This is a genomic window from Spirosoma rhododendri (assembly GCF_012849055.1).
Classification (GTDB): Bacteria; Bacteroidota; Bacteroidia; order Cytophagales; family Spirosomataceae; genus Spirosoma; species Spirosoma rhododendri.
Map to the genome: position 1 here is coordinate 1,758,310 of NZ_CP051677.1, position 13,933 is coordinate 1,772,242.

General features: G+C 52.7%; 15 protein-coding genes. 7 read left to right on the forward strand and 8 right to left on the reverse strand.

The features are described from left to right. Nucleotides 1–56: 56 nt before the first annotated feature. Nucleotides 57–818, reverse strand: coding sequence for a triose-phosphate isomerase (gene tpiA, locus HH216_RS07235; protein ID WP_169550181.1), 762 nt, complete (start codon nt 816–818; stop codon nt 57–59). 236 nt (nt 819–1,054) lie between these two features. Between tpiA and HH216_RS07240 the strand changes: the two genes are divergently transcribed. Continuing rightward, nucleotides 1,055–2,314, forward strand: a complete 1,260-nt coding sequence (locus tag HH216_RS07240; protein ID WP_169550182.1) for an aspartyl protease family protein — start codon at nt 1,055–1,057, stop codon at nt 2,312–2,314. A gap of 83 nt (nt 2,315–2,397) precedes the next feature. Here HH216_RS07240 and HH216_RS07245 read toward each other — a convergent pair whose 3' ends face one another. Further along, complete coding sequence (locus tag HH216_RS07245) at nt 2,398–3,432, reverse strand: sensor histidine kinase (protein WP_169550183.1); 1,035 nt, start codon at nt 3,430–3,432, stop codon at nt 2,398–2,400. 92 nt (nt 3,433–3,524) lie between these two features. After that, nucleotides 3,525–4,232 carry a response regulator transcription factor gene (locus HH216_RS07250; RefSeq protein ID WP_169550184.1) on the reverse strand — a complete coding sequence of 236 codons (708 nt, stop codon included), beginning with the start codon at nt 4,230–4,232 and terminating at the stop codon, nt 3,525–3,527. Between the two features lie 297 nt (nt 4,233–4,529). Between HH216_RS07250 and HH216_RS07255 the strand changes: the two genes are divergently transcribed. After that, nucleotides 4,530–5,681 (forward strand): AI-2E family transporter, encoded by a 1,152-nt coding sequence (locus HH216_RS07255; protein WP_169550185.1) that lies wholly within the window; start codon nt 4,530–4,532, stop codon nt 5,679–5,681. A gap of 105 nt (nt 5,682–5,786) precedes the next feature. On the opposite strand, the gene HH216_RS07260 is transcribed toward HH216_RS07255, so the two are convergent. From HH216_RS07260 to HH216_RS07280, 5 genes are all read right to left on the reverse strand, one after another. Then, entirely contained in the window at nt 5,787–6,416 is a 630-nt protein-coding gene (locus HH216_RS07260; protein ID WP_169550186.1) for an LON peptidase substrate-binding domain-containing protein, read from the reverse strand. Between the two features lie 22 nt (nt 6,417–6,438). Next, complete coding sequence (locus HH216_RS07265; protein WP_169550187.1) at nt 6,439–7,224, reverse strand: cysteine hydrolase family protein; 786 nt, start codon at nt 7,222–7,224, stop codon at nt 6,439–6,441. Between the two features lie 64 nt (nt 7,225–7,288). Beyond that, nucleotides 7,289–8,353, reverse strand: a complete 1,065-nt coding sequence (locus HH216_RS07270) for a phosphotransferase family protein (RefSeq protein ID WP_169550188.1) — start codon at nt 8,351–8,353, stop codon at nt 7,289–7,291. After that, nucleotides 8,350–9,591 (reverse strand): acyl-CoA dehydrogenase family protein, encoded by a 1,242-nt coding sequence (locus HH216_RS07275; protein ID WP_169550189.1) that lies wholly within the window; start codon nt 9,589–9,591, stop codon nt 8,350–8,352. The genes HH216_RS07270 and HH216_RS07275 overlap by 4 nt, the downstream gene beginning before the upstream one ends. Before the next feature lie 84 nt (nt 9,592–9,675). Further along, on the reverse strand, nt 9,676–9,882 hold the full coding sequence (locus HH216_RS07280; protein WP_169550190.1) for a hypothetical protein: 207 nt from the start codon (nt 9,880–9,882) through the stop codon (nt 9,676–9,678). 278 nt (nt 9,883–10,160) lie between these two features. Here HH216_RS07280 and HH216_RS07285 point away from each other — a divergent pair, with 278 nt between their 5' ends. From HH216_RS07285 to efp, 5 genes are all read left to right on the forward strand, one after another. Then, nucleotides 10,161–10,715 carry a YceD family protein gene (locus HH216_RS07285; RefSeq protein WP_169550191.1) on the forward strand — a complete coding sequence of 185 codons (555 nt, stop codon included), beginning with the start codon at nt 10,161–10,163 and terminating at the stop codon, nt 10,713–10,715. 65 nt (nt 10,716–10,780) lie between these two features. After that, entirely contained in the window at nt 10,781–10,975 is a 195-nt protein-coding gene (rpmF, locus tag HH216_RS07290) for a 50S ribosomal protein L32 (protein ID WP_169550192.1), read from the forward strand. A gap of 146 nt (nt 10,976–11,121) precedes the next feature. Continuing rightward, on the forward strand, nt 11,122–12,063 hold the full coding sequence (gene plsX, locus HH216_RS07295) for a phosphate acyltransferase PlsX (protein ID WP_169550193.1): 942 nt from the start codon (nt 11,122–11,124) through the stop codon (nt 12,061–12,063). Between the two features lie 64 nt (nt 12,064–12,127). Continuing rightward, nucleotides 12,128–13,111 carry a beta-ketoacyl-ACP synthase III gene (locus HH216_RS07300; RefSeq protein ID WP_169550194.1) on the forward strand — a complete coding sequence of 328 codons (984 nt, stop codon included), beginning with the start codon at nt 12,128–12,130 and terminating at the stop codon, nt 13,109–13,111. Between the two features lie 241 nt (nt 13,112–13,352). Then, nucleotides 13,353–13,916: an elongation factor P gene (gene efp / locus HH216_RS07305; protein WP_169550195.1), complete on the forward strand. Its 564-nt coding sequence runs from the start codon at nt 13,353–13,355 to the stop codon at nt 13,914–13,916. Nucleotides 13,917–13,933 lie beyond the last annotated feature (17 nt).

Here is a 13,933-nt window from a genome sequence, read left to right on the forward strand (position 1 = left end):
AAGAGCGACGGTTTCGGACAATCGCTCTTTCACTCTTTCATTCTTTCGCTCTTTTTTTAAGCCGCTTTTACAACAGTCGTAAAGTCGCGGGATTTGAGCGACGCACCACCGATCAGGCCACCGTCGACGTCGGGTTGCGAGAAAAGCTCGGCGGCATTGGCTGCGTTGGCACTGCCGCCGTACAGAATCGTTGTATCCTGGGCTACTTCGTCGCCGTATTTACTGGCAATGTGCTGGCGGAGTTCAAAGTGCATATCCTGCGCCTGCCCCGACGAAGCCGTCAAGCCCGTACCAATTGCCCAGATGGGTTCGTACGCAATCACAACCTTGCCAAACTCTTCCGCCGACAGGTGGAACAGGCTGTCGGTCAGTTGGCCTTTCACGTAGCCGACGTAATCGCCGTTTTCGCGCAGCTCCCGCGATTCACCGCAGCAGAAAATCGGCGTCAGGCCGTTCTCCAGCACGACGTTTACTTTATCGGCCAGCGTCGCGTTAGTTTCGCCGAAGTATTGCCGCCGTTCGCTATGGCCCAGTATCACGTATTCAGCGCCGACCGACGACAGCATGTGCGCCGAGGCTTCACCGGTGTAAGCACCTTCTTTTTTCTCGTGGCAGTTCTGCGCGCCAAGCTTGATTCGGCCTTCGGTAGGGATGTACTGCCGGGCGGTGGTTAGGTAGATCGACGGCGGACACAGCACAACGGTAACATCGCTGGTTACTTCGTCCTGCACCATATGGATCACCTCCGACAAAAGAGCCTTTGCCTCGTCGAGGGTCTTGTTCATCTTCCAGTTACCGGCAACAATTTTCTTACGCATACTCAGGGGTTAATTTATTCATCAACAAGTACATACAGGGCCTGTAGCCTAAAGCAAACGGGCAATTTCTGGCCAAATTAGGGCTTTTCAGCCAAACCGGCCCGGTAGCGCTGGTCATAATTTGCCACGCCACGGCTATACCCAAGTATTTCTACGGAAAAATTAGAAAACAACGCTTTTGTAGTTGTGTTTTTCGGATAAAAAATAAGTACATTCGAATACGAAACAACATTTACATGAAAACGCTGGGACTTGTCATCGGACTGCTTTGCTGCGGACTGGCCACACGTGCAAGTGACCCTCGCATGCCTGACCGCGACCGCTACGGCTTCTTCTTAAGCCAGAACCGTAAATGGACGCGGATACCATTTCAGTTACACTCCAATCTGATTATCGTTCCGGTACAGATTAACGGCTCTGACACGCTCAACTTCATTCTCGATACGGGCGTTGGACACACCATCATTACCGACCCGGCTGCGCTGACGAGCCACGCAATGAACAAAACCCGGCGGATTAAACTAAGCGGGGCGGGGGAGGGCGCAAACCTGATGGCTAGTATCGCCATCGACAACACGCTCAGCATGGGTGCGCTTCGGGCCAATCACCACAACATTGTGATACTCGACGAAGACATTCTGAAATTGTCTGAGTACGTCGGCACGCCCATACACGGCATTTTTGGCTACGAAGTGTTCGAAAATTTCGTCGTTAACATCGACTTTCAACGGCGGGAGATCACGCTGATGAAGCCCGACAAATACCGCTATCGGAAGAGTCAGGGCGATCAGTTGCCGATTATTATTCAGGACACAAAAGTGTACAGCGATGCGCTGACTGTTTTCGATGGTGAGAAATCAACTCCGCTGCGGGTGGTGCTGGATACCGGCGCTGGACACGCGCTGTTGCTCAATCATGGGCAGGATGCGTCGATGTTGCCGTTGCCGGAGAAGGTGATCCGGGCGCAGCTGGGGCGGGGTCTGAATGGGGTTATCAACGGCAGCCTGGGACGCATCGGCAAAGTGCGGTTCGGGCGTTACGAACTGGCAAATATCCTGGCGTCGTTTCCCGACAGTGTCGCCTACCGGGCCAAACTAATCGACATGCCGCAGCGGCAGGGCAATGTGGGCTGCGAGTTGCTGCGCCGGTTCAACGTCACGTTCAACTACCGGGGGCAATACATGGTCATGAAGCCGGTTCGGAAGATGATGCGTGAGCAGTTTGAGCACGACATGAGTGGGCTCGAATTACGCGCCAAAGGCGATCAGTTTCGCAGTTATTACGTCGGTCATGTTGCCGAAGGATCGCCTGCCGAAAAAGCCGGTCTGCACGAAGGCGACGAAGTGTTATTTATCAACAAAAGCTCGGCGAAAGAGCTGACGATAAGCGATATATACAAACTACTACAGGGCGGGGAAGGACGGGAGATGTCGTTGCTGGTTCGGCGTAGCGGTCAGGTTTTTGTTGCCGCCTTCGCCCTGAAGCGAATGATCTGATTGATAGTTTGAGGTTAAAAGTTTAATGTTTAAGGTTGTGTCGCCGTAAGAACTTTAAACCTTGAACCACAAACCTTAAACCATTAGTCCATCTTATCCAGCTTGAAGCGGAAGGTGGTGCCTTTATCGACTTTGCTCATCACCGTGATTTTGGCTTTGTGGGCGCTCAGGATGTGCTTCACAATGGCAAGGCCCAGCCCCGTACCGCCCCGGTCTTTGGAACGGCTCTTCTCAACCCGATAAAAGCGCTCGAAAATCCGGCTCAGGTGTTCGGGCGGAATACCGGGACCATCGTCACGCACCGACATAATAATGTGCTTTTTGTCTTCTTCCAGACTGACCAGCACCCGCCCATTCTCGTTGCCGTATTTCACCGCATTTTCGATCAGGTTGGTCATCACCTGTCGAATTCGCTGATCGTCAGCTTTTACCCAAATGGGGCCGGGGAGCGATGTGCGCAGTCGCAACTGTGTGTGTTTTGCTTCGGCAATCTCCTCCAGCTGTTCGAAGATTTCCTGCGTTATCGACCGTATATCGACCCGCTCGAAATTCATCTTGATTTCGCCCGTTTCCAGTTGCGAAAGTGCCAGCAGATCCTTCACCAGCGCATCGAGTCCGTCGAGGCTTTTCGCGGCTTTCGACAAAAATTTATCGCGAACCCGTTCGTCGTCGACTGCCCCGTCGATTAGCGTGTGGATAAAGCCTTGTGCGGCAAAAATGGGCGTTTTCAGTTCGTGCGACACGTCGGCCAGAAATTCGCGTCTGAACTGCTCAAGCCGTTTCAGTTCGTCGATCTCTTTCTGCTTTTTGGTGACGTAGACAAAGAACTCAGCGTTCAGCTTCTTGAACGGATTATCGTCGCGGATAACGGCTTTTCGCGATAAGCTGAAGTCCCGAATTTTCAGTTGTCGGATGGTTTTGTACATCTTATCGACCTCGCGATACACGAGCAGTTCGATAGCGTACAGCACCAGAAAAAAAGAAATGGCGAAGCTGGAAAGCCCCACCACAAACAGCATACTATTGGTTACGTCGTCGACAAATGTCAGAAAGATGACCGGCACGACCGAAATCATGCAGGCCAGCAAAAAAGCAATAACGCGGGGACTGAGAGACATAGCACGAAATTAAAGGTGAAAGAGCGAAAGAGTGAAAGAGCGATTATCCATGCGGTCGCTCTTTCACTCTTTCGCTCTTTCACCTTTTAAACTTACTCGTTTTGGTCGGTGAACATGTAGCCGACGCCCTTTAGCGTGCGGATATGGGTGTCGCCGATTTTCTCGCGGAGTTTACGGATGTGAACGTCGACCGTGCGTTCGAGCACGTAGATGTCGGCCCCCCAGATTTTTTGTAGTAATTCTTCGCGGCTGAACACCTTGTTGGGGTGCTGCGCCAGGAAAAATAGCAGTTCAAACTCTTTCTTGGGGAGAATGATCGATTTATCGCCCTGACTGACCGAGTAGTTTTTCCGGTTGATCGACAGGTCGGCAATTATGATCTGCTCACCCGGATCGGCCTTTTGCGCTTCCCGGCGGAACAGCGCGTTGATACGGCTCATCAGCGCCCGGGGCTTGATGGGCTTCGTGATATAATCGTCGGCCCCTACGTCGAAAGCAGCTACTTCAGAATACTCCTCCGAACGGGCTGTCAAGTACAGAATATAGGTTTGGCGTAGTTCCGGAATTTCGCGCAGCTGCCGTCCGGCTTCGATACCGTCCAGATGCGGCATCATAATGTCGAGCACGACAAGCTCAGGTAGATAGGTGCGGGCTACATCGAGCGCTTTGCGCCCGTCGGTAGCGGTGCGTACATCGTAACCTTCTTTAGTCAGATTGTACTCCAGCATCTCGACGATATCGGCATCGTCGTCAACGACCAGAATACGATGAAGTGGTTGGGCAGTTTTGCCAGCACTCATACAGCACAGAGTTGGTGGGGACCGATGGTACTTAAGAATCGGTCGGTGCCCCGAAGTTAAATGGCTTATCAGCAAGGTCACGAATCAGTAACGTAACCTTAACAAAAACTTAACAGCTTACGACTCAGAATCTTTCCGTCAAGGTATTGATGCGCAGCCGCTTGCCAGCCTGCGTCCTGCGTGTTTCTACATAAGTAAGTCACTTGTAGCGACGGCTCAATTAAATTGGCCACAAAATCGTAACGATTTACGGGAGTGAACAGTTTATGGGCATAGTATACGCTTACACTACCTGCCATGAACAACCGATCACAAAACGTTGATCTCCCGTATTACGCCAAACTGTGCAGCATCCTTATCTCGATGGTTATCATCATCTACGGATTGCATGCACTCGAAGGCATCCTGATTCCGCTCGTTTTCGCTATCCTGTTTTCGGTGCTGTTGTTTCCGCTTGTGGAACGACTCGAAAAATGGGGCGTACCGCGTGTACTGTCGATTGTTCTGTGCCTGATTCTGGCCCTCGCCGTAGTGCTGGGCCTTGCTTATGTTGTCTCGATTCAGATACGAGGTTTCGCCGAAGTCGTTCCGAAATTCGTTGAACGCAGTACCGTTTACATCGATAAGCTACGAACGTTTGCCGATGAGCGGTTCAACATCGACCGCCGGCAGCAGGGCGCGGAAGTGCAGAAGTACCTGAACAAAGCGATGGCCGAGGGCGGTACCATTGTCACATCGACACTGTTGGCCACGACCAGTACGCTCACCAACGTATTTCTGGTATTGCTGTTTGGCTTCTTTTTCCTGCTGTATCGTGACTTCTTCCGGTCGTTCTTCTACAAAGCATTTGAGGATACCCGTAAATCGAAGATCGACGCGGTGATGGAAGGTATTTATACGGTCGTGAAAGATTACCTGGCCGGGCTGGTGCTGGTTATCCTCATCATCGGCACCCTGATGACGGTCGGCCTGTTCATTCTCGGGATCGATTACGCCGTGTTTTTCGGCTTCTTCGGTGCCTGTCTGGTACTCATTCCTTACTTCGGTATTTCGCTGGGGTCGCTGCTGCCGGCGGCCTACGCCCTGGTTACAGACGATAATCCGCTGAAAGCCGTAGCCGTAATCGGGCTGTTTCTGTTTGTGCAGATGCTGGAGGGTAACTTCATAACCCCCTACATTGTCGGCTCGAAAGTTAGTATCAACCCATTGGCCGCCATCATCGTACTGTTGCTCTGGGAAAATGTGTGGGGGCTACCCGGCCTGATTTTGGCACTGCCAATGACCGCAATTATCAAGGTGATTTTCGACGCTGTCGATGAACTCAAGCCGTATGGGTTCCTGATTGGTGAAGCCGAAAAACCGCGTCCACCTATCAAAAATCTGCAACAATTGGCCGATCAGCTACCAAAACGAGCCAAAAAAATCGGTGAGGTGCAGGAGAAGGGATAAAAAGGAGTTTTATAGTTGTAAAGTTATAGGGTTGTAAGGTTGCTGGCGCGTCATGGCTGACGCCGGATAGCAACTTTACAACCCTATAACTTTACAACTATAAAACTAAAAATTAAGTGGATCAAGGTTTTTGAAGTGGCCATTCATACGAATGCGCTGTTTGGTGCGCTCCATGTCCGATACGACGGGTAACACCTTATTGAGGTGCTGGATCAGGAACAGTTGTCGCTCCGCTTCCGAGTCAAGCTGTAACACGTCGTATTCCTGATCGATGGACAAGCCAACCTTGTGCGCTACTTTGTAGGATAAATTCTCATCGCTGGCGTCAAAGTCTACCTCGATCTGTAGCAGGTCGTACAGGTGGTCGAGCCGCTCGGTAAGTGCTTTGGTATGGGCGCTGTAGCCGTCGCCCGGTGTTACCAGCTCAACATCGCCACCCGCGTACAGCTTGCCCGCCACCGGATTCTCGAAATTGACCAGTTTAAATACGCCAACGCCCTTCGATTTGATATCCATTCGCCCATCGGGGTAGCGCTTATGCAGCGTCGTCACGTGCATCTCCGTACCATAGCCGGGGAGCTTGTTATTGATGAAACAAGGGATACCAAAGGTGCGCTCCTCGTCGATACATTCATTGACAAGTTGCTGATAGCGCGGCTCAAAAATGTGCAGATTCAGATCTTCGCCGGGGTAAACAACCAGGTTTAGCGGGAAGAGGGCCAACGTTTTCTCCATAACGACGAAAAGGTACGGTTTTTCAGCTGAAAACTGCGTCTGAAGTCAGAAAACGCACATTGCGCTGTCGGGCTTCGGCATAAATTGGGTCAGCAAGGTAACCGAGATCAGTTACGTCGGATGTGCAGTCGGTTACGACAACCAGCTTTGGTACCAGTTCGGGCGCAAAATCAAGCAGTTGTTTCAGGCTGTTCGCGACGCAGTGCGATTTGGCTTCACCCATCAAATACACGGCATCGAAGCGGTTCAGATCGGCGATCAGTGCCGTATTCAACTGCGTTTCGGGAACGTCTGGGTCGGGCACCTGCGCCCGGAAAATGCCAAAGTGTTCGGTCAGCGGGTACAGTCCCTTTTGCACGGCCACGTAGTCGCGGTCGCGTAGGCGCGTCCACTCGCGCAGGGATGCCAGCAGTGTATCGTGCAGCGCTGCCCCGCGCGATCCTAGCAGGCAGTGTTCCGGCCAGATCAGGTGCTGAAACTGACCCTCGGCCTCCAGTGCGTGAACGTAGTGCCGGGCTTTTTCGGCCTCGAAACGGGGAATCCAGCGGCCACTGTCGACATCCGCCCCGCTGATCGCCGTGAATGAAGCCGGGTAATTTCCCGACGCGTCGTGCCAGAACAGCGGATGTGCGATATCCAGCACGTGGTGCGTGTCCAGCGTAACGACGATATGATCGATTTTTTCCGGATACCGTTGAATCAGCCCCGCCATTCGGTCGACATCCTGCTCGGCTCCCGGCACGAAGAGCGTCCCATCAGGATGACAGAAATCGAACTGCGTATCAATAATCAGGAAGGCGTTGGTCATAGAATACTTGTTTTTCGTAGAGACGCGAAGGCTGGAACGATCGCGTTGAGACGAAAAAATGGTTTTACAATTTCCCAGTTTCAACGCTGTGTAACCCTTCCTGGCTAAGCGCTTGAACGCCCGTCAGCAGACCGGCAAAACGGGGGTCGGTGGTCAGGCCACGGCGGTAGCGACTGTAAATCTGCTGCATTACAACTGCATTCTTGAATAAGCCAAAAACATAGTAATAGAGCAGATTCGATACGTCGCGGCCGCTGCGTTCGCCATAGCGGTCGGCAAATTCCCGGCGAGTCAGATTGCCGGGCAGGTGCGTCAAGTTGAATGATTTACGAAAGTCATTGTCTTTCGCTTCCGACCAGTACGAGAGAGCCGTACCAACGTCCATTAGCGGGTCGCCGACGGTGCACATTTCCCAATCGAGCACCGCCCGAACGTCGGGCAGGAAATCAGGATTGAGGATGACGTTGTCGTACTTAAAATCGTTGTGCAGCAGCGTCGGCGCGGGCGATACCGGCAGCGAATCGATCAAATACCGAAATAGGTTGTCAAGAGCTGGAATATCATCTGTCTTTGCCGCTTCATAGCGTTTGTACCACCCCTCGACCTGCCGTTGTACGTATCCCTCGGGCTTGCCCAGTTGCTGAATTCCCGTCTGGTCAATGTCAATCGCGTGGAGGTCTACCAGCGTATCGACCAGCGACTGCGACAGCCGCTGCATGACTTCGGGGAGCAGGTTGAGTTTCGGGGCCGTATGCGCGCGCAGGATGACGCCCGGTACACGTGTCATCACATAAAACGCATAACCCAGTACCGATTCATCGTCGCAGTAAGCAACCGGCGTCGGAATCTGTTTGTAGCCAGCCTGTTGCAATAGCATCAGTACGCGAAACTCCCGCCCCACATCATGCCCGCCTTTGATCGCTTTGGCCCCCGCCGGTGGACGACGCAACACGTAGGCTCGGCCGTCATTGGTGGTCAGTGCATACGTTAGATTGGAGTACCCGCCCGGAAACTGCTCGATCGTGGTGATCTGCCCGGCGTCGGGAACGTGCTCATCGAGGTATGCCTGTAAAACAGCCTGATCCAGCTGTTCGCCGGGGCGAATGGTAGTCGGTGAATCGGGTGTCATGCGTCGGAGCGGGTGGTAGCAGGCTTTGGCTTGCGCGTGTCAAGACCGTACCCTTTCAGAATACTGCGGGCCAATGCCGTTTTGTGTACTTCGTCGGCACCGTCGTAGATACGGGCACCTCGCTCGTGCCGATAGTACCACGGCAGCACAATATCGTCGGTAATGCCCATTGCCCCGTACGTCTGAATCGCCCGGTCAATCACCGTCAGCATTACGTCGGCTACGAAGAACTTGATTTCCGAAATCTGATCGCGCACGGCCGCTGCGCCCTGCTGATCAATGTTGTGGGCCGTGCGAAGTACCATTAGGCGGGCCGCGTCGATGCGCGCGCGGCTTTCAGCAATCCAGCCCTGTACAAACTGTTTTTCGCCCAGCATAACGCCGTCTTCCATCTCGCGGGTGGCGGCCCGGCGGCACATCAAATCCAGACAGCGCTCGCTAATACCGATCCAGCGCATGCAGTGGTGAATACGACCCGGCCCCAACCGTTCCTGCGCCAACGCGAAGCCCATACCCTCGGCCCCGATCAGGTTGCCCACGGGTACCCGCACATTGGTATAGCGCACTTCGGCATGACTCCCCCAGTGGTCGGAAGGTTCGCCCATGATGCTGATGTTGCGTACCCGTTCAAAGCCCGGCGTATCGGTTGGTACCAGAATCATGCTCGCCCGGCGGTGCGGAGCATCGTCGGGGCTGGTCACGGCCATGACGATGGCGAAAGCAGATCCGTCGGCCGACGACGTAAACCATTTGTGGCCGTTGATAACCCAATCGTCACCGTCTCGTTCGGCTACCGTACCTAGTCGCGTCGGGTTCGACCCAGCAAACTCCGGTTCCGTCATCGAGAAGCAGGAGCGAATCTGCCCTTCCTTCAAAGGTTCCAGATATTGATTCCGCAGAACGTCGGGCGCGTGCCGGTGCATCAGTTCCATATTACCGATGTCGGGAGCCTGACAATTGAAGGTGTAGTGCCCAAACGGACTCCACGCCAGTACTTCACTGACCTGCCCGAACTCACAAAGAGACAGACCCAGCCCGCCTTCGTCGATGCTGTGCTGCAATCCCCACAGCCCTGCCTTCCGGACCAGTTCGCGTTTTTGGTCGAGCACCCGGGCAACCGTTGAGAAGTTGCCAGTCAGGTAATCCGTTGTTTCAAGCGGCACCAGTTCATTCAGCACAAACTCACGGATGCGAGGCACGAGGGCTTCGGTCTGTCGGGTAGCGAAAAGGGGTTCCATCAGGTACGGTTAGGGGTAAGAAGTACAACGTCATGTATGGGTCAGAGAGCCCATAACTTGTGCGATTACCGGCGATAGCGTGGCTTAGCTGTCTTTGCGGTGGGGAATCACCGTCCAATCTTTAGCCCCCGGCAATTCGGCAGCTACGATGTCGGCAGCTACCGTTTCCAGATTTTCTTCGTTGGTCGTGAAGAACAGGCTGCGGGGTTCATCAGTGCCGGTTGTGCGCACTTCGTAGTATTCGTTGTGATGCTCAATTGCGTGTCTTTCGACGAGTTGATAATCAGCCATAATTGACAGGTAGTAAGTAAAGATAGAACTATTTGTGGAATTGCTGCGACTCAGTTGAGACTGTAGCGAACCGCACGAATAGATAGCTAACTAATTCTACCCCCTACCTGTTAGCGACCAACCGTACGCAGGGATGCAATAGGGCCGTAACAACGCCGGTTTATGCACAGGTTATTCGGGCGTAGCAATAGATTCAATTCGCTTTTTTTAGTTTGCACTTTACTGATTGACAAACAATTCGTACCTTTGCGGTCTTAAATTTTTGAGCGTTACCGAGAGTGAATCCGCTACGAGCATACGATATTAACATTGCCGGGCTAGACAATAAGCGCCACGAATACGACTTCGAGTCGGGTGATGCGTTTTTTGCGGCACTCGATCAATCGTTGATTGAGAAGGGAAACGTGCGTACTCATCTGGTGCTGGATAAGTCGGAAACGATGATTCGGCTGGAGTTTCACATTTCGGGCGTTGTTGAGCAAACCTGCGACCGGAGTCTGGATTTATACGACGAGCCGATCGAAACGCAGCAGATGATGCTGCTCAAGTTCGGCGACCACAACGAAGAACTGAGCGATGAAATCGAACTGATTGAGCGGAACACGTCGACCATCAACGTAGCCCGTTACATCTTCGAATTCATCGGGCTTGCCCTGCCGATGAAGCGGTTGCATCCCCGCTTCCGCGACGAGGACGACGAACAGGATGACGAGGTAAACGGCAAACTCGTGTATCAGTCCGGCACACCCAGTGATGACGACGACGATACCGACACGCCAAACGAAGCAATTGACCCGCGTTGGGAAGCCCTGCGCAAATTGAATAACAATTAGTAGCTGGCTCGCTGCACAAACAGCAAGCCGTTTGAGAACGAAAAACCGAACAGATAAACTGAGCCATGGCACACCCCAAACGCCGACACTCGAGCACCCGGCGCGACAAGCGCAGAACGCACTACAAGGCTACGGCCGTTACCCTCTCGACTGATGCCCAGACGGGTGAAGTGCACGAGCGTCACCACGCCCACGTGTTTGAAGGAAACCTGTATTACAAAGGACAAATGGTTGTTGAGAATTACGCAAAAACTGCTTAATTGTCAGCTCCTTACAGAAAGTATTTCGTTGACGTTCCTGCCGGGATGAACGCGAAATACTTTTTTATTGCCCATCACCTGCCTATTTTTACGCGGTTTAGTGAAAACGCTGGCCGTAGCTGGCAGAATACTTACTAGTAGAGTCGATGAAAATAGCAGTGGACGCCATGGGCGGTGATTTCGCCCCTGAAGCCATCGTTGAGGGGGTTGTAATGGCCGCTTCCGAGTTACCATCAAACGTCAGCATCGTTCTGATTGGCAGGCAGTCCGTTGTTGAGCCATTGCTTCTGAAACAGGGGGGCAACCATGCCGGACAGATCGAACTGGTCGATGCCAGCGAGGTGATCGACATGGGTGAACATCCGACCAAGGCACTGTCGCAGAAGCCCAATTCCAGCATTGGAGTTGGGTTTAAACTTTTGAAGGAAAAAGCCGTCGATGCCTTCTGTAGCGCCGGTAACACCGGGGCTATGCACGTCGGTGCGCTGTTCAGTATCAAATCGATTGAGGGCGTACTGCGGCCTTGTATCGCAGGCTTTGTGCCGCAGATAACCGGCGGGCACGCTGTGATGCTCGACATAGGAGCCAACGCCGATTGCAAGCCCGAAATGCTGGCCCAGTTTGGCGAAATTGGTTCGCTCTACGCCCAATACACGTTCGGTATCGATCGCCCGCGCGTGGCCCTGATGAACATTGGTTCGGAAGAACAGAAAGGGTCACTGATTGCGCAGGCGGCTCACCAGTTGCTGAAAGACAATAACCGGATCAATTTCATTGGTAACATGGAAGGTAACGAGTTTTTCGCTGGTAAGGCGGACGTTATCGTGGCCGATGGTTTCACCGGTAACGCGCTTTTCAAGCTGGGCGAATCGTTTTATACGATGGCCAGCAAGCGGAATATCAGCGACGAATTTCTCGACAAGACAAACTACGAATCAGTAGGCGGTAGCCCTATTCTGGGGGTAAACGGCAACGTAATTATCGCCCACGGTGTTTCCTCCCCACTAGCCATTAAAAACATGGTTGGGCTGGCGATCCGGCAGGTAGAAGCAAACGCATACGTCAAAATCGCACAGGCCATGAGCTAGTAGTTTGATCGCGTACACTCTTGTATGCGTTTGACTGCATCACCTACCCTCCCAAAACTGAATTATGAGTAAAGCGGCCATTACAGGAATTCACGGTTACGTACCCGATTACGTGCTGACCAATGCTGAACTGGAGCGGATGGTCGATACCAACGACGAGTGGATTACGTCCAGAACGGGCATTCGTGAGCGGCACATTCTGAAAGGTGAAGGTATGGGCTCTTCGCACATGGGAGCCAAAGCCGTACAGGGTCTCCTGGAGAAAACAAACACCCGGCCCGAAGACGTCGATCTGCTTATCTGTGCCACCACCACACCCGACTACGTATTTCCCTGCACGGCGAACCTGATCTGCGATATGGTCGGCATTCGTAATGTCGGTAGTTTCGACATTCAGGCTGCCTGTTCGGGGTTTGTTTATGCCCTGACAATCGGTTCGCAATTCATTGAAACGGGTAAGTACAAGAAGGTTATCGTCGTCGGAGCCGATAAGATGTCGTCTATCGTCGATTACACCGATCGGACGACCTGCATATTATTTGGCGACGGGGCCGGGGCCGTAATGCTCGAATCTAACGACGAAGGTCTTGGTATCATTGACTCGATTATCAAGTCAGACGGGGTAGGACAGAACCATTTGTTTCAAAAGGCGGGCGGGAGTCGCTACCCACCGACGCATGAGACCGTGGAAAAGCGCTGGCACTACGTCTATCAGGATGGTCCTTCGGTCTACCGGTTTGCGGTCAAGAACATGGCCGACGTGTCTGCTGAGATTATGGAGCGGAACAACCTGACCGGTGCCGATGTCGCCTGGTTAGTCCCGCATCAGGCCAATAAACGCATCATCGATGCTACGGCGCAACGTATGGGTATTGAGCCGGACCGGGTAATGATGACGATTCATAAGTACGGTAACACCACGGCGGCAACGATTCCGCTGTGCCTGGCCGAGTACGAATCGCAGCTTAAGAAAGGAGATAACCTGGTGTTGGCTGCTTTTGGTGGTGGCTTCACCTGGGGTGCCGCTTATGTTAAGTGGGCGTATTGATCCTGAACTGTGATTCGTTTGATTGCTTTGATGGACTTTGATTCAATAGAAATCAGCGAAATCAAAGTAATCAGCGTCAATCACAGTTCAAGATTATCTGAACTATGATTTTTATGATTTACTGATTGCACAGATTTTTCTTTTGAATCATAGTCCATCAGCGTAATCAACATTAATCACACGGGGCCGCCCGGCGGTTCAGGAAAGAATATAATTTCAGATAAATCATAGTACAACAATAATGGCAACGACCGCAGACATCCGCAACGGACTGGTCCTCAACTTCAACAACGACCTCTTTCAGATCACTGAATTTCAGCACGTAAAGCCCGGTAAAGGCGCGGCTTTCGTACGGACCAAACTGAAGAGCCTGACAACGGGACGGGTTATCGATAACACCTTCAACGCAGGCGTGTCGATCACTCCGGTACGGGTTGAACGGCGCAAATTCCAGTTCCTCTACAAAGACGAATCGGGTTACAACTTCATGGATCAGGAAACGTTCGATCAGATCAATCTGGACGAGAAAATCGTTGATGGTGCCGACCTGATGAAAGAAGGCCAGGAAGTCGAGATGCTGATCAACGCTGAAACTGAAACGCCCCTGTCGTGCGAGCTGCCGCCATTCGTTGAACTGGAAGTGACGTACGCCGAACCGGGTATCAAAGGCGATACGGCCAACAGCCCCAAGAAGCGGGTTGAGGTTGAGTCGGGTGCGAAAATCATGGTACCGCTCTTTATCGAGTCAGGCCAGAAAATTCGGGTTGACACCCGCACGCGGGATTATGTTGAACGGGTTAAGTAAGCCGTTTTTCAGCACAT

Coding starts and splice junctions, on each gene's coding strand:
- tpiA (WP_169550181.1), bottom strand. CDS start 818: ATGCGTAAGAAAATTGTTGCCGGTAACTGGAAGATGAACAAGACCCTC.
- HH216_RS07240 (WP_169550182.1), top strand. CDS start 1,055: ATGAAAACGCTGGGACTTGTCATCGGACTGCTTTGCTGCGGACTGGCC.
- HH216_RS07245 (WP_169550183.1), bottom strand. CDS start 3,432: ATGTCTCTCAGTCCCCGCGTTATTGCTTTTTTGCTGGCCTGCATGATT.
- HH216_RS07250 (WP_169550184.1), bottom strand. CDS start 4,232: ATGAGTGCTGGCAAAACTGCCCAACCACTTCATCGTATTCTGGTCGTT.
- HH216_RS07255 (WP_169550185.1), top strand. CDS start 4,530: ATGAACAACCGATCACAAAACGTTGATCTCCCGTATTACGCCAAACTG.
- HH216_RS07260 (WP_169550186.1), bottom strand. CDS start 6,416: ATGGAGAAAACGTTGGCCCTCTTCCCGCTAAACCTGGTTGTTTACCCC.
- HH216_RS07265 (WP_169550187.1), bottom strand. CDS start 7,224: ATGACCAACGCCTTCCTGATTATTGATACGCAGTTCGATTTCTGTCAT.
- HH216_RS07270 (WP_169550188.1), bottom strand. CDS start 8,353: ATGACACCCGATTCACCGACTACCATTCGCCCCGGCGAACAGCTGGAT.
- HH216_RS07275 (WP_169550189.1), bottom strand. CDS start 9,591: ATGGAACCCCTTTTCGCTACCCGACAGACCGAAGCCCTCGTGCCTCGC.
- HH216_RS07280 (WP_169550190.1), bottom strand. CDS start 9,882: ATGGCTGATTATCAACTCGTCGAAAGACACGCAATTGAGCATCACAAC.
- rpmF (WP_169550192.1), top strand. CDS start 10,781: ATGGCACACCCCAAACGCCGACACTCGAGCACCCGGCGCGACAAGCGC.
- plsX (WP_169550193.1), top strand. CDS start 11,122: ATGAAAATAGCAGTGGACGCCATGGGCGGTGATTTCGCCCCTGAAGCC.
- HH216_RS07300 (WP_169550194.1), top strand. CDS start 12,128: ATGAGTAAAGCGGCCATTACAGGAATTCACGGTTACGTACCCGATTAC.
- efp (WP_169550195.1), top strand. CDS start 13,353: ATGGCAACGACCGCAGACATCCGCAACGGACTGGTCCTCAACTTCAAC.